Below are 22,156 nucleotides of genomic sequence, written 5' to 3'. Positions count from 1 at the left end.
GAGTGTCGTTTCCAGACCTTGTGTCAAAGGTCGAGCTCTATCACGCCCCCAGGATCTGCCGCGCGGCTCTGGCACAAGATAATAGAACTCTCGCGCTGTTTGTTCGACAAAACGTAATCGCGATGTTCGATTTCGCCTGAAACCACGCCGCATTTGCAAACTCCGCAGATGCCGTCTGCGCACTTCACATCCACGTGTATCCCCGCTTCGTTAAGAACCTGCGCGGCGTCTTTTTCCGCCGGGACTGTAAACTCGCGATCGGACTTAGTCAGCTTTAGAGTGAAAGAGTGGTTTTCATATTCTGGCTGTTCCGGAACCGAGAAGTATTCGAGATGCCTCGCCTCCTCTGGAAATCCATTCCGCTCTGCCGCTTGAATCACGCCATCCATGTAGCGGTCAGGACCACAAGTGTAGACGTGCCAGCCTTGCTCATAGCTTGCAAGGATCACATCCAAATCAGCCCGCGAACCTTCATCCGAGAAATGGTAATGTACGCGGTCCGCCCAAGGCATTGCAGCCAGGTCATCCAAATATCCGGCACCGGCTCGGGTGCTGGCTGAATAGTGTAGTTCGAACGGTTTCCCTAACGCATACAAACGATGGGCAAATGCGATCATCGGGGTGATCCCGATACCTCCGCCCATCAGGAAAGTTTTGGTGGCCGCCTCTTCCAGTTCGAAATGGTTGATGGGTTTTGAGATGAAAACCTTACGCCCCTCGTTGAAGATGCGGTGTAAAAGAGCCGAGCCGCCACGCCCTTGGTCTTCGCGCAGCACGCCGATCTGATAGACCATCCGATCTGACGGGTCGCCAGACATTGAATATTGACGCAGAAATTCCGGAGCGACCAATACATCCAGATGCGCCCCTGCGGTCCATTGCGGCAATGGTACGCCATCAAGGGCTGCGAACTCGTATTTGGTAACATCAGCGGTCATTTTGTCGACCTTGGTCAACTCAACACGCATTACAGGGGCGTCCCCAGAAATCTGGTACTGATGGATAACCGACACATCACCGGACGCTTTGCGCGATTTGTATTCGTCCGCCGTCACCAGCGCCTCATACGCTGCGATTCCGGCCTCTCGATCCATAGCGAACGGATAGGGCCACGGATGCGGGGCTAGGTATGCGGGATAAACCGCCAGGGTCTGATCCTCGTACTTAAGGTCCAGATCCTTTTGCAGGTCACGGCGGTTCAGTGGATGGGCCGTAGGACGGTATGCGCCATCAGGCTGTAACTCGATATCCCACCACCATTTCTTGACATCGTTCAGCCCGCCATTGCCGACCGCGTCGTCCAATTTTGCCAAGGCGGGCGCGGCCGAAGGGATATTCATAGCCGCCCATCGGAAAGGACGTTCCTTGAATATCCCCTCGAGATTCCAAGGGCACGTTTTCATGCACCGACCGCACATTGCCCCACCCGGAGTAGTGATCCGGTAGGTGGCGCATTTCTGGCTATCAGATTTCCAGATCTCATAGCCATTGAACATCAGTTTAGGGCCAGCCGTGATGGCCCCAGAAGGACATTCGCGGGCGCACTTGTTGCAGCTTTCGCAAAATGTCTGGAGGCCAAAATCAATCGGTTTGTCATGCGCCATTGGCATGTCGGTAGTAACCGCACCCGATTTGAGACGTGGACCGAGATACGGATTCAGGATGACCTCGCCAATCCGACTAACCTCTCCCAACCCGGACAACAGGAGCAGAGGCGGCTGCAAGACCTCACCGTCCATGACAGTATGCGCCTTGGCTTTGAAACCCAGATTTCGAAGCTGTTGCGCGACAACCCCGCCCAGCAACGAAAAACGCAGATAGGCACGCATCGATTGGGCCACGCTGATCCAATCGTCACCGCTAGCGCCCTCCATCGTTTCATAGCCTTGGTCGATGATCATGCTGATCGCCTGATCGTGGGGCGGATTGATCTCTTCTCCCGTTGCATCATGCGAATACCAAGCCCATTCAGGACAACGGCTCAGCCCGACGGCATCAACACCCAGAAAGTACATTGCGGCCTTAACATTGGCTGCGTTGCGTTGGGCATCTGTCGGTGGCTGTGTGTCTGCGCTTTCGCCGTCTTGCAATAAAACAAAAGCGCCCAGCGCCCGGCGTTGTGCGAAACTTGGGGCCGCCTTACGCACGTAGTATCCACCCTTGGCTGCATCCTGCAGCGTTTTCCCCATGTCCCCGAACTGGGCCCGCGCAAACATGTCCGCACGTTTTGGAACACGCGCTACATTTTCCTCGTCGATGTAAGTGGTTGGCGTTTCTACCCGCTTGAGGTTCTCAAACGGGTGCGCCCCGTCTACGTATCGCCGTTTGGAAAACGGGTCGCGGTTTAGAGCATTCTTGGAGAACCCCGCCCCCAACCACCAAGCGGGGCCCTGCGTGCGAAACCAAGGCTGCTGCGCCATCGGCAACAAAGGCTGATCATGCGCAAGCTCCATCTCGGTCGTAACAGCGGCCAGGCCAAAGCGTCGACCCAACCAAGGCGCAACAACCTCTCCGCCTTCGACCGAGGCCAAACCCGCGGCAACCGCCAGTCTGCCCAAATCCACCTCTGACGACATCGCCGTGTGTGCCCGCGCGTCAAAACCCAGCAAACGGATATAATTCGCGATAACCACAGCATTCTCGGTCGCCAACAGACAGGCACGGTGATCTTGAGCATCCGTTATCCAATCGCTCCCCGGTTCTTGCGGGTCAGGGTCACGGTTGTGTTCGTAGAGGAAAACGATGGCGTGGCGATGCGAATCCATCAGTTTTGGAGCCGCCTCCATGCTTTCCTTGAGATCGGCCATAATGACATCGATGCCCGAAGCCAGCGTCTTGGTTTGGCGGGTTTTCAGGGCATAGGCCAAACGATCAATATCGGGATTTCGTCGGGGCTCTGAAAGAATAGCATCCTCAAGCAGAGGGCCGCAGCCCATCATCGATGCATCGTTGAAATAACCAAATGCTTTCAGGTGGTTGGAACGATCACCAGGATCGTCGGGAATCTCAGACACGACTGGGTTTACAAACCCATCACGGATCGCATCCATCATAGCCTGAAACTCTCCCATCGCATTGACGATGTTGTCCGGCCGTTCGGGCCGGTGAAAACTCAGTGCTTTTGTCGGGCTCACCGCAGACAAATCCGGCATCCGGGTTTGCCGGGCTAACCGCTCCAGCGGATAGGGGCCCATGTGGACCGGCCGGTTCTTGTCTGAGAAAAAGCGGATCCCCATCGCACGCCTCCTTTAGCTAAAGGTGTCCTACCCTGCAGTGGACAGCAAATCTATTCATGAATAGTCATAGACAATATGAACAAAACTGATTTCACGGATCTCGACGGTAAAGTCCTGCGGGTCTTTCTCACCATTCTCGAGGAGAGCTCTGTCTCAAAGGCAGCTGACCGGTTAGGCGTCACGCAATCTGCTATCAGCCATACATTAGGCAAACTGCGGCAGGTCTTGGGCGACCCGCTCTTCGTTCGTTCAGGTCAGGGTCTGACACCTACGGAACGGGCTTTAGCTCTTCAGGATCCGGTACAGCGCGTTTTGGATGGTATGCGCGCCCTGACAGAAGACAGGCCGTTTGATCCACTATCAGAAGAAATCAACATCCAGATCGCGACTAACGACATGCCGCGCGAGCTGGTCTTTCCACCGTTACTGCGTGCGGTCCGGGCCGAAGGCGCAAAGCTAAGGCTGGGCTTTATACCTTCGGGCGTTCCAGATCCTGATCTTTTGCGCAGTGACCGCTGCCAACTGATGCTAACCCCGCTTCCGCCGGATGGGCCGGATATCTTCCAGAAGCGGGTGCTCAACAGCCCTTTGATGATCTTTTACGACGCGGAACACCGCGCGCCGCCAAAAGGCTGGCAAGAGTACTGTTCTACTGAGCATGTCGAAGTACGTTTCGCCGACGGGCGCAGTTCCCGCGCTGTTATGCGTGGCGTCGATCAAAGCCAAATACAGCCGCCGACTGTCACCCTGCCTCACTTCAACGCCATCCCCTCCTTTGTGAAGGGAAGCGACCTGATCTCAACCGACACGGCATTGATGAAACGCGGACCGTTGGCCGGGCTGGATTGCGCCCCTTTGCCTTTCAAGTGCGAGCCGGTTTCGATCTACATGGTGTGGCACCAAAGGTCCGCAAACGATCCAGCCCATCGATGGCTGCGAGAACGTATTGAGGCCGTAACCGCAACGCTTCAGGATTGAGCCAGCAACCAGTCCTTCATCAACGAAACAAGGTCAGGCTGACGCGGCTGTCTCGGTGTTACGACAAAGAAACCCAAGTCCTCGATCAAAACTTCGGACAGGGGCTGCACCAGCCGGCCCGATTTAAGTTCTGCTGATACCAATGGCTCGTTCGCCAGGGCGATACCCTGACCCGAAATCGCGGCGTCGATTGCAAGACTGGTCTGGCTAAAGTTCATCGTCCGCGGTTTACCTGCCACCGCGACACGCTCCAAGAACAAGGGCCACAGGCCGTGTGTGTCATTTAGCAGTACATGAGCCAGCAAATGCTCTGGCTGTTTGATTTCATCGGCAATGGCAGGGGCGCATACCGGAATGAAATTGGTTGAAAACAAAGGCTCGGCTGTCAGGTTCACACCGAAAGGAGCACGCCCCTGCCGAACAGCCAGGTCCACACCGTCGTTTCGGAAATTAGCCAGCATTTCGCGTGCATCGATCTGAACCTCGATGTCCGGATGCTTTGCGGTGAAATCAGGCAAACGCGGCACCAGCCATTTCGAGGCGAAACTGGGCGTTACCGACAAGGTGATTTGACGATCCCCTGAAAGGTCATCAACGGCCTCTTCGATAAGCCTGAACGCCCGCCGCAAAGGTGCGTGAAACCGTCTCCCGGCTTCGGTCAATGCTAAACCGCGCGGCAAACGGTCGAACAGCTTTTCAGCTAACCTGGCCTCAAGCCCACGCACCTGCTGGGCAACTGCACCTTGCGTTACACCCAACTCTTCGGCGGCCAGGCGAAAGTTCAAGTGTCGGGCCGAGGCCTCAAAGGCGCGCAGCGCGTTCAATGGAGGTAAAGCAGCCATCCGTTCATCCAGTAGATTTTCTACAGAATAGTGACAGAAGAACTGATTGGTCAAACCCGACTTGAGTGCCCATTTTTGTGACAACCAGAAAACGGAGAAATCACATGACCAAAGTAGCGCTTATTTCAGCAGGTGGAAGCGGCATGGGCGCAGACTCCGCCCGCCGCCTGGCCGCAGACGGTTTCAAGGTTGGCATCCTTTCCTCCTCAGGCAAGGGCGAGGCACTCGCAAAAGAACTGGGCGGCGTTGGTGTCACAGGTTCGAACCAGTCCACCGATGACCTGCAAAAACTTGTCGACGCCGCGATGAACCATTGGGGGCGCATCGACGTTCTGGTCAACTCTGCCGGCCACGGACCTCGGGCGCCCGTGCTGGAACTGACGGACGAGGACTGGCACACCGGGATGGATGTTTACTTCCTCAACGCAGTACGCCCTACACGGTTGGTCACGCCGATCATGCAGGCGCAAGGCGGAGGATCGATCATCAACATCTCAACCTTTGCAGCGTTCGAGCCCGATCCTGTGTTTCCAACCTCGGGTGTTTTTCGGGCCGGGCTTGCCGCCTTTACCAAACTGTTTTCGGACAAATACGCCGCTGACAACATTCGGATGAACAACGTCTTGCCCGGCTTTATCGATAGCCTTCCCGAGAAAGAGGAATTCCGTTCGCGCATTCCGATGGGCCGCTATGGCAGCAGCTACGATGAGATCGCGTCAGTTGTTGCGCTGTTGGCCTCCGAAGGGGGCGGTTACATCACCGGCCAAAACATCCGGGTGGACGGCGGCATCACCAGATCGGTTTAAAAGTCAAAACCTTGCTTTGACAAAATGCGTCAGCGCTGCGCCTGTTTCGAAATAGGCGCGGCGCAAGCGTGTCCATCTTTCGCTATAAGCCTCAACCGCCGGAACAGGCAGCAGTTCCAGATCGTTTTGCAAAAGGCTTTGTGCTGCTAGACGGCCGAACACCGTTCCCGGCCCGATCCCACGCCCCGAATATCCGTGAATCGAAAGAGCGTTAGGCCCGATCTGCGTTATTTTCGGAATGTGATCCGAGGTCATGGCGATCCGTCCATGCCATCCCTGGGTCAAAGGCTGATCGGCAAGCTGCGGATAAAGCTCGGGCAGCTTCCGTTTAATCCAATCACGATGACTTTTGCTGCCCACGTGACCGAGATCTCCCATCGCGCCCAGAATAAAACGCCCTTCCTGATCCAAGCGAAAGGATGTCATGATCAGCCCAGTGTCCCAGCACCCTTCCCTACCCGGCAGCAGACTGGCCCGCAGATTGTCGGACAAAGGGGCAGTGGCATACTGGAAGTAATAGACCGGCACATACTCTGGTGCGGTTTCGGCCAAGCCGTAATGGTAAGCATTCGTCGCCTGAATCACCGATTTGGCCCGAACCAAACCTTGCGGTGTTTCCAACAGCCACGCCTCACCGTCGCGTCGCATCGATTGAACCGGGCTTTGCGCGTGTATCAATGCGCCTTTTTCACGAGCCACACGAGCCAGACCGCGAACGTAGCCCAAGGGCTGGATCGTCCCGGCGCGTGGGTCGAACAAAGCCCCGTGAAATGCTGCACTACCGGTGCGTTGACCCGCTTGGTCCGCTGACAAAAGCTCAACCGGCGCCCCTGCCTCGCTGAGCTGAGCATGGCGTGTTTGCAGATCGCGAAAACCGGCGGTGGAATGCGCGCAATGCAAAGTGCCGTTGCGAACTGGCTCACATGCGAGTTCGTGGGTATCGATTAGATCAAATACCTCGGCGGGCGCTCCGGCCAAAAGGTCAATCAGGCGATCACCTGCCTCATCCCCAAGGTGGGCTCGAATCTCGGAGGGCGGCACCCAAAGACCTGCGTTGGCCAGGCCAACGTTACGGCCAGAGCCTCCGTGCCCAATCTCTTTTGCTTCAAGAACACAGACAGATGCCCCTGCCTGCGCAGCCGTTAAAGCCGCAGAGCAGCCTGTGTAACCACCGCCGATGACAGCCAAGTCAACGACGACGTTTCGGGTCAGCATAGGGCTGTCCACATGCTCGCGGCAGGTTTGTAGCCAGAGGGACTGTTCGTGGTCGCTCAATTCAGGCTCCTTGAAGTTTGGCAGACCAATACGGCGCGGGCTCAACCGGTTGCAAGCGCCCTTTGATCCTCACGCCCCATGGCGATCAGAAAAGGGTTTGCATCTTGCTCTGCCTGAAATGCTGCCTTGTCGCTCATGCCGCGCCAATCGGACAATACCAGCGATTGCGCCACAGCGCCGCTAAGTGTGGCCCCGGGGCCGGTGACGATAAACAGATCCGGCGCAAATTCGCGTGCTGCCGTTTGGACTGCGCGGGTAAAGTCATAAGTCTCGGTCACCTGATGACCCAGAGTATAATCCCACAAAGCCTCAGTGTCCGTCGCACCGGGCCACCAGATCTTACCCCGCCCGTCGATGAGCGGTTGGGCCGGCTGGTTAAAGAGTTCAGCACCAAGCTTTGCGCGCCCCTCTGCCGCGACGGGGGATTGCAACGCGGTGTGGAACGCCGCGTGGTTTGCCAACCGCATCGGAAAACGTTCTTGCACCGTTGGCCATGCAGCCTCAAACGCCTTCAACCCATCTTCGTTGCCGGCCAAAACAAGCATACCACCCAGATCAATCGACAACGCGAGGTCATTGCCTTCGATCGAATTGATCCGCGCAATATCGGCCAGCAGCTCAGCCCTGCGAACAGGGTCATTTTTCCAGCTTTCATCTGTAAACGGATACACAAGCTGACCGCCAATCAGATGATCCTGCATCAGCGTTCCCATCGTGTTCACAACGCGAAAACCGTTCTCGGGCGACAGCGCCCCTCCGGCAGCGAGCGCGATGTACCAACCCATCGAGTTTCCGGTGACTGCCACCACTTCTATATCGTCCGCCAACACCTGAGCATCAGCCAGAGACGCCGCATAGATCAGAGGCGAAGCCACATCGCCACGCGAATACTTGCTGACCGTGTATCGGCCAGCGCCATCCAAGGCAGTAACCGCCTCTTGGCCCATCTCTGCGCGGATGGCATCGAAATTACCAAACATCTGCATCCGATCAGCGTGGTGGCGGTGCAGATAACCCAGCTCGGGTTTGTTATAGGTGCCACGTCCGGGGCAGATCACAACAGCGGTACGGGTCATGAGCGGGCTCCGGTCAATTTTAGCGCGGCGGCGACAATGCCGTCTTTCGAAGGCAACGGCGCGGCGTAGGCCGGACCCGTTGCTATGAAACAATCTTCGGCAACTACGCGGGCAATTGGGGCATCGCCGGCATCTTCGGCAAACAAAGTCATCAGGGCTTCTGACTGGCTACCGGTACGACGGCATTCATCGACGATGAGGATATGTTTACAACCCTTGGTGGCCTCGCGCAGCGCTTCAACAGGTAACGGCGCCAGCCATCGCATGTCGATTACACGTGTCTTGAGACCGGCTGCTTTCAACTCGGGCAAAGCCTGCTTCGATAAGTAGTGCCCATTGCCATAAGTCACGATTGCCAAATCAGTTCCTTCGCCATGAACGCCGACCTCACCCAGAGCAATACTTTGATCAGGGGACGGGTAGGTCGTCATCCACCCGGCATCCTGCGCCTCGTGCAGGTCACGCATGGGATAAAGCGCGATCGGCTCAAGGAATACCACGACCCGCTGCTCTTCTCGCGCCAACCGCACACATTCACGCAACATCTGCGCCGCATCCGACCCGTTTGACGGACACGCAATAATCACCCCCGGAATGTCGCGCAGCACGGCCAAAGAGTTGTCGTTATGGAAATGCCCACCAAAACCCTTTTGATACCCAAGACCGGCTATCCTCAGCACCATTGGGTTCGTGAATTGTCCGTTCGAGAAGAATGGAAGGGTCGCGGCCTCTCCTCGAATCTGGTCCTCGGCATTGTGCAGATACGCCAGAAACTGAATTTCGGGGATCGGCACAAACCCGTTATGCCCCATGCCGATTGCAAGACCCAGAATGGACTGTTCGTCCAGCAACGTATCAATCACCCGGTCAGGACCAAAACGCTGCTGCAGCTTTTGCGTCACGCCATAGACGCCGCCCTTGCGCCCCACGTCTTCGCCCATGCAGACGACCTCGCCATGCTCAAGCATAAGATCGGTCAGCGCCCAGTTGATCAAACGGCTCATGGGTTGGGGTTCACCCATCGCGCGCATGTCGCCGCCAAAGACAGTTTTACGCTCTTCCGCACTAGGACCGTTGGTCGGCTTGCACGAGCGTTTCGGCGGTATGAGACTCGCCATAACCTCGGCGGCGTTTGACAGATGCGGCCGCGCTGCGGCCTCAGCTGCAACCCGATCAGTACGGGCGCAGGTGTCTTCGAAAATTTTCAAAGCTTGATCCGGAGACAAAGCGCCAGCCTGATCCAGCAGACGCACCGAGTGCAACAAGGGGTCGTTTGCCTCGTCTGCCTCGACCTCGGATTTTGGCAAATAGGTAGTCGGGACATCCGCGCCGGCGTGGCCATAGAGGCGCACCGTCTTCAAGTGCAAAAACGCCGGCTTGCGGCGGGTCCGCACATAGTCGGCTGCCTCTTGTGCCACAGCAAACGTTTCGTAGATGTCCAACCCGTTGGCCTGGAAATACTTGATACCCGGGCGGTGCTCCATCGAGGCCTGTATCCAGCCTTTCGGCGTTTTGACCGAAATGCCGATCCCATTATCCTCGCACACGAACAACAGCGGCAAAGGCGTCGACTGCACACTGGTCCAACCCGCCGTGTTTATCGCACCCTGCGCTGTCGAGTGGTTGGCCGAGGCATCACCAAACGAACACATTGCGATCCCATCTTCGGGCAACTCGCGATGCTCAGGGTCGTGGCGCCGAGCCGCGCCAAGGCTGTAAGCTGCGCCCACGGCCTTGGGCAGATGGCTTGCAATGGTTGAGGTTTGCGGTGGGATCATCAGTGCCTTTGATCCCAAAACCTTGTGACGTCCGCCCGAAGTTGGGTCTTCTTTCGAGCATGCAAAGCTTAGCAACATGTCCCAGGCGATTTGCTGGCCCGGCACCTGTTCGGCACGGGCGATCTGAAACGCGGCATCGCGGTAGTGTAGAAAGGCGATGTCTGTGGGACGCAACGCATGGGCGACTGCGGCCATACCCTCATGCCCTGACGATCCGATCGTATAGAATCCTTGCCCGGCTTTTTGCATCGCCCGGCTGGTCCGGTCTAACGCCCGGCTCAAGACCTGCGACCGGAACAGCGAAACTGCATCCGTATCGCTTAGACCCTTTTTCGGGGGCGCACCCTGAGGAAAGTCGCGCTCTGCAACTCGTGTCAGGAAATTTTCGTGAACGATCTGGGCGCGATCCATTGCGTTTTCCCCGGTCTTCTCAAATTTCAGTATGGCGGTTTCGTTTTTGGATACCATGCAAGCCTTCAGCTGGTTACCCAAAAGAAAAACCCGTTATTTTATCGATCTGGCGCATCGCAAATGCCAGTGATATTCCGTCCGAAAGGTATGAGGAATTATCATATGATCGCCCCCCGCCGATTTCTGCCCTCGATCCCCTCGTTGCTGGCGCTTGAAGCCGTTGATCGCCTCGGCAGCGCATCGGCCGCAGCAGAAGAGTTGTCACTGACTCAGAGCGCAATCAGCCGACAACTCAAGTCGATGGAAGAGCAATTGGGGGTTACACTGATCCAGCGCAGCCAGATGCGCCTGCACCTGACACCAGCGGCAAAAGAATATGTCGAGGTCGCGCGCACGGCGCTGAATCAGCTTGCGCAGGCATCGCTGAAACTCAAAGCCAATCCAACGGGCGGATCATTACACCTGTCCATACTGCCTGCGTTTGGAATGCACTGGTTGGCCCCACGACTTCAAGACTTTGCCCGTCGCCATCCCGAAGTGAGCGTGAACCTGAATACACGCCTGAGGCCATTTGATTTCGAAAACGAACAATTCGATGCCGCAATACACTTTGGACAACGCGACTGGGCCGGGGTTAATTACCTCCCGATTATGCAAGAAGTCGTATTGCCGGTTTGTGCACCGGAACTCCTGCCAGAAAACGCAGATGATATAGAATGGCTGCTCAAGGCCCCATTACTTCATCTCGAAACACGACCCGACGCGTGGGAGAGATGGTTCGCGACGCAGGGACAAGATGCTTCTGGCATTCGCGGAATGTTGTTCGACCAGTTCTCGACTATGGGGCAGGCCACTGTTCATGGTTTGGGTGTTGCACTTCTACCAAGCTATCTGGTCGACGAAGATCTTCGCACCGGGCGGCTGGTTCGAGCCTGGCACGGTCCAGGAGTAAGCTTGGGAGAGTTCTATCTGGTATGGCCGCAGTCTCGCGCAGAATCAGAACCACTGAGATCCTTCAGGAACTGGCTGAGCGACCAAATCAAAACGACAAGCTGAACCAGAGAGCTAAAGGCGGCTGTTCATCTGCGCGGCCTTGGGCCTTGCGTCCTGCGGACGGCAGCGGGCCAGGCAGGCGCGGACTGCGTCCGCGCCTGCCTGGCCCAACGGGAGGAGATGTTTCACCAGAAACTTCAACGACGGGCGGGAGAGTTACTTGTCCAACGAACGAGCAATGAGTTCTTTCATGATTTCATTTGTACCGCCGTAGATCATCTGCACGCGCGCATCGGCATAGAGGCGGGCAATTGGGTACTCCATCATGAAGCCATAGCCGCCAAAAAGTTGCAGGCACTCGTGCATGACCTCGTTCTGCACTTCGGAACCCCAATACTTGACCATCGACGCGGTAGAGGCATCCAACGTACCAGCTTCCAACTGCCCGATGCAGTCGTTCACAAAGCTGCGTAGGACTTCTGCCTTGGTCTTGCACTCTGCCAGCTTGAAACGCGTATTCTGAAAGTCCATCACTCGCTGACCAAAGGCCTTGCGTTCCTGTGTGTATTTGACTGTTTCAGCAATTGCAAAGTCAATCGCACCAAGCGCTCCGATACCGATTGTCAGACGCTCCCAAGGAAGCTGGTTCATCATCTGATAAAAACCTTGGCCTTCTTCGGGGCCAATCAAGTTGGTCATCGGCACTTTGACATCTTCAAAGAACAGCTCGGCTGTGTCGTTAGCTTTCATACCCAGCTTCTTAAGGTTGCGCCCCTTTCGGAAACCTTCCGTTCCGTTGGTCTCAACAGCAATCAGCGAAACGCCTTTTGATCCCAGAGTTTTATCTGTCTTGCTGGCAACCAAAATCAGATCCGCAGATTGCCCATTGGTGATGAAAATTTTGGACCCGTTCAAACGATAGGAGTTGCCGTCTTTATCTGCAGTTGTTCTGATAGACTGCACGTCCGACCCCGTCCCCGGCTCAGTCATCGCAAGCGCCCCCACCATCTCACCGGTCGCAAGCTTGGGGAGCCACTTTTGCTTTTGGTCTTCGTTGCCGTAGTTCGTGATGTAGTGGATAACGATCGACTGAATAGCGTATCCCCACCCCGAGTCCCCATGAGAAGCCTGCGCATACATGGTCACGGCATCGAAACTCACACTGCCGCCAACGCCTCCATATGCCTCGGGAATTGCACCGGCCATCAAACCCATGTCGCCGGCTTTGCGCCAGAACTCGCGGTCGACGACACCATTGTCGTTCCACCGCTCCAGATTGGGTTCCAACTCATCGTGCATAAACCGGTTCGCCATCTCAGCGAACATCTGGTGTTCTTCCGTTACCCAACTGGCCGTAGTGGTAAACAGCGACATCCCAGCTCCTCCCTTTTAGATTTAAGCTGAGAGTAGCTTTGGACTTTCAGCAATCCAATCCGCTGAGAGAGATGCTACGCAACGTCCTTTTGAGGTGATAAGCCGCTATCGAGCCAACGCGTTGCTCAGCAAGACCTTCGCGGCCTCTTTCCCGTCCCGGGCCGGATCGCAGTTTTTGAGAAGAACAGCCGTCACGATTGCACCTTCCTGCAACAGCATAATCTGTCGGGCCAGCGCTTCTGGGTCATGAGCACCGGTTTGGCGAGCCAGATCTGTAAAGTAGTCAAGAAGCAAACGTTTATGCTCGGCAGCCTGAACATGGATGGGATGATCCTGTTCCTGATACTCGGCCCCGGCTTTGATAAACATGCACCCGCGGAAACCGTCTTCTTCAAACCACTCTCCCAGCACGTCGAAACTGACGATTAGCTGATCGGTCGGAGTATCAGCCAGCTCCTCCATACGGCGCACGAACCAGTTCCGAAAATTCTCATCCCGCAGCCGCAAGGCGGCCAGTATCAACTCTTCCTTGGTGCGGAAGTGTTTGTACATAGAGGTTTTGGACACACCCGTTTCCGCCACCAGCTTGTCCATGCCGGTCGCGTGAAATCCGCCTTGGTAAAAGACCTTCAGAGCTTTGCGGACAAGCTCGTCACGTTTGTTTGGGCGCATGATTCGGCTCCATAGCGTACAGATCAGTACATAATGTGAGTAAGTCGAAACAACAAGATCGGCCACTCAAACCCTTATTTTGCTGAACTTCATCAGTGAATTTTCCGTGTGATTACCCTCAAATTTAAAAAGGCCCTTGAAATAGTTTACCGATCAGTACACATTCAACACAAGATGTACCGATCAGTAAACCTTGGAGCGATCACATGAGACGTCGAACCAGCCCATTTTCACCCCAGTACGTCCCCTTACTTTTGACCCTCGCGCTGATTGCAGCCTCCTTAGCCTGAAAGACCCCCGAATGAGCCGCCCCCCTTTGCCCCCCTTCAATCCGGAAACTGCTGCGCAAAAGGTTCGCATGGCAGAGAACGCATGGAACAGCCGTGACGCGGATCTGGTGACACCCGCCTATACAGAGGACAGTCAATGGAGAAATCGAGCTGAGTTTCTATCTGGTCACACGGAGATCCATGCCTTTCTGACGCGCAAATGGCGCAAAGAGCTGGACTACCGCCTGATCAAAGAGCTTTGGGCCTTCTCGGGAAATCGCATCGCAGTGCGTTACGCTTATGAGTGGAGAGATGACAGCGGCCAGTGGTTTCGGTCTTACGGCAACGAGAACTGGGAATTCGCCGAAGATGGACGGATGGCTAAACGACATGCCTCGCTTAACGATCTGCCAATTGGCGAGGCCGATCGCCTATTTCATTGGCCTCAGGGCCCCCGTCCGGATGATCATCCAGGCCTATCCGATCTTGGTCTTTAGAGAGGACACGAAATGCCCCGCGCTTTTTCCGAACTGACGTTTACCCCAGCCGTCCGTGCCCATCAGGAGAGGATGGGTTCTGCAAAGACATACGCCAAGTTCATTGAGACAGGTCCAAAACAGGGTCACGAGATCGGCCCCACAGAAAAAGCGTTCATTGAATCCCGTGACGGGTTTTACCAATCCACGGTGTCGGAAACAGGCTGGCCCTACGTGCAGTATCGCGGCGGGCCAGTTGGATTTTTGAAAGTTCTTGGACCGAGAACCCTCGGTTACGCCGATTTCTCGGGCAATAAACAATACATTTCGCGTGGGAACCTGGACGGAAACGACCGGATCGCAATGATCCTCATGGATTATGCCAACCAAAGGCGCCTCAAGATACTGGGGCGGGTGGAGTTTACTGAGGGCGAGGCCGCAGCAACAACGTTGTATCCAGATGGTGCCGACGCTCCCGCCGAACGCGCAGCGATCATCCGAGTCGAAGCGTTGGATTGGAATTGCCCGCGCCACATTACCCCCCGCTTTACCGAGGCCGAGCTGCGCCCGCACCTGAACAAGCTGGGGCAACAAATGGCCCAGCTTCAGGCTGAAAACGAGCAGTTGAAGCAGGAGCTGGCAAAACTGTCCAAAGGCTGACTTTGCCCACAAATTCATAGCCTGAAACAAGGAGTATTTAGATGTTACGGATTACACTGAATGTTGTCGTTACCTGCCTTGTTGGCGCTGTTTTGTTTGTCGCCGCCCTAATGTTCGCCTTTTTTGCCTCACCTGAAGCCGTTCGGACTTCGCCTCCTGCTTTGTATGACTCTTTGCTTCTGCAGCAGTTTTCGAACGGATAAACTCGCAATTCCTGAAAAACCTCATGCGGCCCCCTTGACCTTCCCGTCACTGGAACCCTCATCTAGTTGGTAAATTCACAACAGGATGAGTCGAATGGCTACTCCGCAGACAATCCAAATGAAGATTACCGGCATGGGGTGCGCGTCCTGCGTTGGGCGGGTCGAAACGGCCTTGCGTGACGTTCCCGGGGTGCTCGATGCGTCGGTCAATTTTGCAACCGAAACTGCGCAGGTTACACATGATGGAACCGTGCGGGGCCTGGCTGATGCCCTAAGCAAAGTCGGCTATCCCGCAGCCACGCGCCAGACGACCCTGAAAATCAGCGGAATGAACTGCGCCTCTTGCGTGGGCAAGATTGAACGCATTCTGTCTGCCGATCCGGCCGTTGTAGACGCACAGGTCAACCTTGCTACAGAAAACGCAACTATCACCTTCCTTGACGGCGCCACCGATCCCAGCGCCTTGGCACGCGCCTGCAAAGATGCAGGCTACCCCGCACGCGTGGCGGATGGTACAGATGACAACCAAACCGACAAATCAGACGAAGCTCATGCCCTGACCCGGAAAACTCTGTTTGCGGCGGCCTTGGCACTGCCTGTGTTTGTGTTGGAAATGGGCGGGCACATGATCCCCGCCTTCCACCATTGGGTGCATGCAACCATTGGCTTACACACCAGCCAATTAATCCAATTTGCCCTGACCTCGGTCCTTTTGATCGGACCCGGACGGGTTTTCTACGCAAAGGGCATCCCTTCTTTGTTGAGGGGCTCGCCAGATATGAACGCTCTGGTCGCCATGGGTACGGGTGCGGCGTACCTGTTCTCAGTCATTGCGACTTTTGCCCCAGACGTCCTGCCCCAAGGCAGTGCAAATGTCTATTTCGAAGCTGCTTCAGTTATTGTTGTCCTCATCCTTTTGGGTCGCCTTTTGGAAGCCCGGGCCAAAGGGAAAACCGGTGCCGCAATCCGAAAGTTGGTTGGACTGCAGCCCAAAACAGCGCGGGTAGAATCGGACGGAACTTTTGTGGACCGCCCGATCGCTGAAATCCTTGTCGGAGATGTCCTCCAGATCCGCCCCGGAGAGCGCGTTCCGGTTGATGCCGAGGTACTGGACGGCACCTCTTATGTTGATGAGAGCATGATCACCGGGGAGCCCGTGCCCATTGGAAAATCGCCCTCTGATCAGGTTGTTGGCGGTACTGTTAATGGAACCGGCGCGCTGCGTGTGCGCGCCACTCGGGTTGGCGCCGACACCGTTCTGGCGCAAGTCATTCAGATGGTTGAACAGGCACAAGGTGCCAAATTGCCAATTCAGGGGCTGGTTGACCGGATAACCGGTTGGTTCGTACCCGCTGTCATCGCCGTCGCTCTGACCACTATCGCGGTCTGGCTGATCTTTGGACCCGCACCCGCGCTGCCAATGGCGCTTGTCACCGGGGTTTCTGTGCTGATTATTGCCTGCCCGTGCGCAATGGGTCTTGCGACACCCACGTCGATCATGGTGGGGACCGGACGCGCAGCAGAACTGGGCGTTCTGTTTCGCAAGGGTGATGCGCTGCAACAATTGCAGCAGGCCAAAGTGGTTGCGCTCGACAAGACTGGAACTCTGACTTTAGGGCGGCCTGAATTGGAGAACGTGACAACCGTGAATGGATTCGACCGCGCCGAAGTCCTGCGGTTGGCTGCAGCGGTAGAGGCGCAATCAGAGCACCCAATCGCAACGGCGATTACGCGGGCTGGACCAAATGACCTTCCCTCACTGTCGGACTTTGAGTCACTGACAGGCTTGGGTGTTAGGGCAAAGGTCGAAGGTCGCAGCGTGTTGATTGGCTCCCCTCGACTGATGCAACAGAACGGGATCAACCTCGCAGATCTGACACCCGAAGCGGATCGCAGCGCCAGCGAAGGCGCAACCCCCTTGTTCGTAGCCATCGACGGTCAGGCGGCTGCGCTGCTGACCGTCTCTGATCCAATCAAACCCGGCACCCGGCAAGCTCTGGAGCGGTTACACGACATGGGGCTGAAACTGGCAATGGTGACCGGCGACAACGCTCGCACGGCGCAGGCCCTAGCCAATACGCTCGGCATCGACCATGTCACCGCCGAAGTTCTCCCGGATGGGAAACTTGCCGCAATAAATGCATTGCGGGACCAATTCGGCACGCTTGCTTTTGTGGGTGACGGCATCAACGATGCCCCTGCTCTGGCCGCTGCGGATATTGGTGTTGCCATAGGGACAGGCACCGACGTGGCGATAGAAACCGCTGACGTCGTGCTGATGTCCGGCGACCTGCGCGGGGTTGCGAATGCGGTCGAGATAAGCCGCAAGACAATGCGCAATATCCGGCAGAATCTCGGCTGGGCCTTTGGGTACAACATCCTTCTGATTCCGGTCGCAGCTGGGGTTCTGTATCCGTTTAGCGGGCACCTGCTGTCCCCTGCCCTTGCCGCTGGCGCTATGGCGTTGTCGAGCGTCTTTGTCGTCTCGAACGCACTGCGGCTGCGCCGCGTCCGGGCCAGCTTTCACACACCGACAAAAGGACAAACACCACAGGCGGTGACATCATGAACATCGGTGACGTAGCTGCGCAAACTGGTCTGCCTTCAAAAACTATCCGGTATTATGAAGATATTGGGCTGATCAAACCGCTGCGCGATGACAACGGCTATCGCAGGTTTCGCGAACAGGACGTTCATAAGCTGAATTTTCTGGGGCGGGCACGCGCACTGGGTTTCACGATCGAGGATTGCCGAACCCTGATGGCGCTTTACGAGGACGAAACACGCGCCAGCGCAGATGTAAAAAAGGTCGCGCGGGCGCACCTGGTCCAGATCGAGGCCAAAATCGCCGATCTCAACGCTATGCGCGATACGTTGGGCCATTTGATTGACGCCTGCGCGGGCGATGACAGGCCCGATTGTCCGATATTGCAGGATTTGGGCGGTAAGTCCTAGCGTGGGGTTGCCCTTTGGGCGCAGCTTTGCTTTGTCTCTGCCAAACATTCCGGCCTGCTGATCTATTTAGGTGCCGCAGGACAGCAGAGGGGATCATCAAATGGCAAAAGTTGCATTTCTGGGCCTGGGCGTAATGGGCTATCCAATGGCCGGCCACCTTCAGGCCGCGGGTCATGAGGTCACTGTTTACAACCGTACCGCCGCCAAAGCCGAAGCGTGGGTCGCAGAGCATGGCGGCGCAATGGCCACTACACCAAACGAAGCCGCCAAGGGTGCCGAGTTCGTGATGGCCTGCGTTGGCAATGATGACGACCTTCGTATGGTCTGCACGGGTGAGGACGGCGCCTTTCACGGCATGTCCGAGGGCGCTGTTTTCGTCGATCATACTACCGTTTCAGCCAAGGTGACCCGCGAACTTTACGAAGCGGGTCAGAACAAGGGAATCGCATTCGTTGACGCTCCTATCTCAGGTGGTCAGGCTGGTGCCGAGAATGGCGTCTTGTCGATCATGTGTGGTGGCGATCAAGCGGCCTATGATGCAGCCGAGCCGATTATGCAGGTCTACTCCAAAATCTGCCGTCGTATCGGCGACAGCGGCGCTGGGCAAATGACCAAGATGTGCAATCAGATAGCGATTGCCGGTCTGGTACAGGGTCTTAGCGAAGCGTTGCATTTTGCCGAAAAGGCGGGGTTGGATGGTCGCGCCGTCGTTGAGGTAATCAGCCAAGGCGCGGCGGGCAGCTGGCAGATGGCAAATCGCTACGAGACCATGCTGGATGATCATTTCGATCATGGTTTCGCGGTCGACTGGATGCGCAAGGACTTGGGCATCTGCCTGAACACCGCGAACGAGACCGGAGCGTCCCTACCGGTGACTGCGTTGGTCGATCAATTCTACAAAGACGTGCAGAAACTGGGCGGCGGACGTTGGGACACGTCTTCGCTGTTCAAACGGTTGCGCGATTTAGATTGAAGAGTAAGGGGCTGTCCGCCCCCTCTTGGCCCGATGGGCCAATTCATCCCTGAGGAAATTTTGGCCAGATGAAGAGGATCATCGTGACTATTGGGCAGAGGTTCGCATGAGTGACATGATTGCATATTGGGAGGAGGCTCTGAACCGGAACTGGGGCCTCGAAGCGCGCCTGGAACGGCTGGACGGTGAATACGATCTGAACTTCATGGTTCGGGCCAAGAACGGTCAGGATTACGTACTAAAGGTTATGCGCGCTGGCTGCGAAGCCGAATTTGTTGACCTCCAGGTCAAAGCTCTGGCTCATGTCGCGGCTCAGGCCCCGGGGCTGCCATTTCCCAAGGTATTCCCAGACCTGAACGGTGCAATGTTGCCAGAGATCGCTGACCAACAAGGCGATATGCGACTTGCTTGGCTGCTCGAGTGCCTGCCCGGCCAGTGCTATGCCAAAGCCGCCCCCAAGTCAGAAGAGCTGATCCTGAAACTGGGCCGAATTCTAGGTGCAACAGATCGAGCCTTGGAACAGTTTTCACACCAAGGACTTCATCGGACAGATTTCAAATGGGATCTGACGCAGGCTGCATGGGTTGCGGAAAGCCTGGATGCGATTTCCGACCCTGCACGCCGCGCTCTGGTGGCTGAAATCTGCGAAGATTTTGCAGCAATCTCGGATCATCTTTCTGGATTGCCAAAGCAAGCGATCCACAACGACGCTAATGACTACAACATCCTCGTTGAGGGTGGTTTGGATCAGCGCCAGACTGTTTCCGGGCTGATTGATCTGGGCGACATGTGCGCCGCGCCGCGCGTGTGTGACCTTGCGATTGCCGGCGCATACATTGTGCTGGACCACCCCAAACCAGAACGCGCGCTGGTGTCTCTGGTTCAGGGCTATCACGCCGTAAACAAGCTGCGCGCTGATGAGATCGATCTGATCTGGCCTTTGCTGAGAATGCGTCTGGCGGTGTCAGTTGTGAACTCGACCTTGATGGCTGTTGAGAACCCTGATGATCCGTATGTGACGATCAGCCAAGCCCCAGCGTGGCGGTTCTTTGAAAATGAATCAGTTAATGGCGGCTTGATGTCAGCACGGCTTCGGACCGCATGCGGGCTGCCTGTGACCGACGGGGCCAACCGGATTCACGCCTACCTGACCGAGCATCGGGGACAGTTTGCACAGATGTTCGAGCAAGACCTGAGCGACGTCCCGATGGGATCGCTTTCGGTTGAAAACTCTACCTGGCCGCAGAATCCATTCGAAATGCCCCTGTCCGAGGCGGCACGCGTGGGTGAAGAGTTCGGCGAAGGCCTTTGGCTTGGTTACTACAACGAACCTCGCCTGATTTACGCAGAGCCAGGGTTCCGAAAAGGTCCGTGGAAAGCATCGGATCGACGCACCGTCCATCTGGCAGTGGATGTTTTTGCACCTGCGGGAACAATTCTGCATGCCCCGATGAGCGGCCGGGTCGAAGCTGTCGAGAACCGGGACGCCCATCTGGATTACGGCGGTGTGGTGATCCTTCATCACGAAACCCCCGAAGGAGATCCTTTCTATACCCTCTATGGTCATCTGGACCCCGAGGTTTGTGATCGACTGAAACCGGGCGACCCGGTGGCACAGGGTGCGGCCTTTGCCCGACTGGGCGACGCCAGCCAGAATGGCGGTTGGGCCCCACACGTGCATTTCCAACTGGCACTCACCACGGACGGGATGCAATCCGATTGGCCCGGTGTTGGTGATCCGGACGAATTGGAACTGTGGCACGCCGTTTGCCCTAACCCGGCAGCTCTTTTGAACCTTCCGGACGACAAGGTGTTCTATCAGCCCACTGACAAGCTGGCGATTCTGCAGGGACGGCACGACCATTTCGGTGGTAACCTCAGCCTGACTTATGACGATCCGGTCATGCTGGTACGTGGCTGGAAGCACCATTTGTTCGACGAGTGGGGTCGCCCTTATCTGGACGCATATAACAACGTGCCGCACGTAGGCCACGCACATCCCCGCATTCAGGCCGTTGCAGCCGATCAGCTAAAACGGATGAACTCGAACACACGCTACCTGCATCCGGCACAGACAGCATTTGCTGACAAGGTGCTGTCTAAACTACCAGACCATTTCGATGTTTGCTTCTTTGTAAACTCTGGCACAGAAGCAAACGAACTGGCCTTGCGACTGGCGCGTGCGCACACCGGGGCCAAAGGCATCGTGACGCCCGATCACGGCTATCACGGCAACACCAACGCGGCTGTCGCGATTTCAGCCTACAAGTTCAATAAGCCCGGCGGCATTGGTCAGGCCGACTGGGTCGAACTGGTTGAGGTTGCAGACGATTATCGTGGTTCGTTCAAACGAAACGACCCTGATCGCGCGCAGAAATACGCGGATCTGGTTGATCCCGCAATTGCGGCTCTACAAGACAAAGGCCAAGGCGTCGCAGGTTTCATCGCCGAGACCTTCCCTTCGGTCGGCGGGCAGATCATTCCGCCCAAAGGTTACCTTCCGGCGGTCTATGAGAAAATCCGCGCTGCGGGCGGCGTTTGCATCGCGGATGAGGTGCAGACCGGCTTGGGCCGTTTGGGCGACTACTACTTTGGTTTTGAGCACCAAGGCGCACTGCCGGACATCGTTGTGATGGGCAAACCAATTGGCAACGGTCATCCGCTGGGCGTTCTAGTCACCACCAAAGAGATCGCCAAAAGCTTTGATAACGGGATCGAGTTCTTTTCGACTTTCGGAGGGTCGACCCTGTCCTGCCGTATTGGCAAAGAAGTTCTGGATATCGTTGACGACGAAGGGCTTCAGGAAAATGCCCGGATCATGGGCACGCGTCTGATGGACGGGTTGCGCCAGATTGAGGCTGACATTGGCTGCGTCGGCGACGTACGCGGGATGGGGCTGTTTCTCGGGGTCGAGCTGATCAACCCCGACGGTTCGGAAGGCACCGAGATCTGCAAGTACGTTAAGAACCGGATGCGCGATCATCGCATCCTGATCGGCAGCGAAGGCCCAAAGGACAACATCCTAAAGATTCGACCACCGCTAACCATTGAGGCCGAGGATGTTGACATGATCCTGTGGGCACTCAGGGAAGTGCTAGGGGAAGTGGGTGACTATGCCCCTGCCTCTGCCTGCGATCATGACCATCATCACGCAGGGTGTGGGTGCTGCTGAAACAACG

General features: G+C 56.4%; 17 protein-coding genes. 10 read left to right on the top strand and 7 right to left on the bottom strand.

The genetic code is table 11. From position 1 onward, the window contains the following. Positions 1-23: 23 nt before the first annotated feature. Positions 24-3,236 carry a reductive dehalogenase gene (locus tag ACR0EO_RS07415; RefSeq protein WP_480688496.1) on the bottom strand — a complete coding sequence of 1,071 codons (3,213 nt, stop codon included), beginning with the start codon at positions 3,234-3,236 and terminating at the stop codon, positions 24-26. 75 nt (positions 3,237-3,311) lie between these two features. Between ACR0EO_RS07415 and ACR0EO_RS07410 the strand changes: the two genes are divergently transcribed. Further along, positions 3,312-4,214, top strand: a complete 903-nt coding sequence (locus ACR0EO_RS07410) for a LysR family transcriptional regulator (RefSeq protein ID WP_480688495.1) — start codon at positions 3,312-3,314, stop codon at positions 4,212-4,214. Here the strand turns inward: ACR0EO_RS07410 and ACR0EO_RS07405 are convergent. Next, a complete protein-coding gene (locus tag ACR0EO_RS07405; protein ID WP_480688494.1) occupies positions 4,205-5,056 on the bottom strand; it encodes a LysR substrate-binding domain-containing protein in 852 nt (283 codons plus the stop codon). The two genes, ACR0EO_RS07410 and ACR0EO_RS07405, sit on opposite strands and share 10 nt — an antisense overlap. Before the next feature lie 104 nt (positions 5,057-5,160). Here ACR0EO_RS07405 and ACR0EO_RS07400 point away from each other — a divergent pair, with 104 nt between their 5' ends. Continuing rightward, positions 5,161-5,862: an SDR family oxidoreductase gene (locus tag ACR0EO_RS07400; protein WP_480688493.1), complete on the top strand. Its 702-nt coding sequence runs from the start codon at positions 5,161-5,163 to the stop codon at positions 5,860-5,862. Positions 5,863-5,865: 3 nt separating this feature from the next. On the opposite strand, the gene ACR0EO_RS07395 is transcribed toward ACR0EO_RS07400, so the two are convergent. From ACR0EO_RS07395 to ACR0EO_RS07385, 3 genes are all read right to left on the bottom strand, one after another. Continuing rightward, entirely contained in the window at positions 5,866-7,077 is a 1,212-nt protein-coding gene (locus tag ACR0EO_RS07395; RefSeq protein ID WP_480689736.1) for an NAD(P)/FAD-dependent oxidoreductase, read from the bottom strand. Between the two features lie 101 nt (positions 7,078-7,178). Beyond that, entirely contained in the window at positions 7,179-8,213 is a 1,035-nt protein-coding gene (locus tag ACR0EO_RS07390; RefSeq protein ID WP_480688492.1) for an ACP S-malonyltransferase, read from the bottom strand. Beyond that, positions 8,210-10,402, bottom strand: coding sequence for a dehydrogenase E1 component subunit alpha/beta (locus tag ACR0EO_RS07385; protein WP_480689734.1), 2,193 nt, complete (start codon positions 10,400-10,402; stop codon positions 8,210-8,212). Before ACR0EO_RS07385 ends, ACR0EO_RS07390 begins: the two co-directional genes overlap by 4 nt. 162 nt (positions 10,403-10,564) lie before the next feature. Between ACR0EO_RS07385 and ACR0EO_RS07380 the strand changes: the two genes are divergently transcribed. Further along, on the top strand, positions 10,565-11,458 hold the full coding sequence (locus ACR0EO_RS07380) for a LysR substrate-binding domain-containing protein (protein ID WP_480688491.1): 894 nt from the start codon (positions 10,565-10,567) through the stop codon (positions 11,456-11,458). A 153-nt stretch (positions 11,459-11,611) separates the two neighbouring features. Here ACR0EO_RS07380 and ACR0EO_RS07375 read toward each other — a convergent pair whose 3' ends face one another. Beyond that, the gene (locus ACR0EO_RS07375; RefSeq protein ID WP_480688489.1) at positions 11,612-12,769 is read right to left on the bottom strand and encodes an acyl-CoA dehydrogenase family protein; all 1,158 of its coding nucleotides are present in this window, start codon (positions 12,767-12,769) and stop codon (positions 11,612-11,614) included. Positions 12,770-12,874: 105 nt separating this feature from the next. Then, entirely contained in the window at positions 12,875-13,441 is a 567-nt protein-coding gene (locus ACR0EO_RS07370) for a TetR/AcrR family transcriptional regulator (protein WP_480688487.1), read from the bottom strand. Positions 13,442-13,742: 301 nt separating this feature from the next. Between ACR0EO_RS07370 and ACR0EO_RS07365 the strand changes: the two genes are divergently transcribed. The 7 genes from ACR0EO_RS07365 to ACR0EO_RS07335 all read left to right on the top strand — a co-directional run bounded on the left by ACR0EO_RS07365 (position 13,743) and on the right by ACR0EO_RS07335 (position 22,149). Continuing rightward, positions 13,743-14,207, top strand: coding sequence for a nuclear transport factor 2 family protein (locus ACR0EO_RS07365; protein ID WP_480688485.1), 465 nt, complete (start codon positions 13,743-13,745; stop codon positions 14,205-14,207). A gap of 12 nt (positions 14,208-14,219) precedes the next feature. Then, positions 14,220-14,846 (top strand): pyridoxamine 5'-phosphate oxidase family protein, encoded by a 627-nt coding sequence (locus tag ACR0EO_RS07360; RefSeq protein WP_480688483.1) that lies wholly within the window; start codon positions 14,220-14,222, stop codon positions 14,844-14,846. Positions 14,847-14,887: 41 nt separating this feature from the next. Further along, positions 14,888-15,049: a hypothetical protein gene (locus tag ACR0EO_RS07355; RefSeq protein WP_480688481.1), complete on the top strand. Its 162-nt coding sequence runs from the start codon at positions 14,888-14,890 to the stop codon at positions 15,047-15,049. 94 nt (positions 15,050-15,143) lie between these two features. Further along, on the top strand, positions 15,144-17,618 hold the full coding sequence (locus tag ACR0EO_RS07350; RefSeq protein ID WP_480688479.1) for a heavy metal translocating P-type ATPase: 2,475 nt from the start codon (positions 15,144-15,146) through the stop codon (positions 17,616-17,618). Beyond that, entirely contained in the window at positions 17,615-18,004 is a 390-nt protein-coding gene (gene cueR / locus ACR0EO_RS07345; RefSeq protein WP_480688477.1) for a Cu(I)-responsive transcriptional regulator, read from the top strand. The genes ACR0EO_RS07350 and cueR overlap by 4 nt, the downstream gene beginning before the upstream one ends. 100 nt (positions 18,005-18,104) lie before the next feature. Then, entirely contained in the window at positions 18,105-18,977 is an 873-nt protein-coding gene (locus tag ACR0EO_RS07340; RefSeq protein ID WP_480688475.1) for an NAD(P)-dependent oxidoreductase, read from the top strand. Between the two features lie 106 nt (positions 18,978-19,083). Further along, positions 19,084-22,149, top strand: a complete 3,066-nt coding sequence (locus ACR0EO_RS07335; RefSeq protein WP_480688473.1) for an aminotransferase class III-fold pyridoxal phosphate-dependent enzyme — start codon at positions 19,084-19,086, stop codon at positions 22,147-22,149. The last annotated feature ends 7 nt before the right edge of the window (positions 22,150-22,156 follow it).

The organism is Ruegeria sp. BE9, assembly GCF_056538765.1.
The sequence above is the reverse complement of the archived record's forward strand: the minus strand, read 5'-3'. Positions and strand labels throughout refer to the sequence as shown.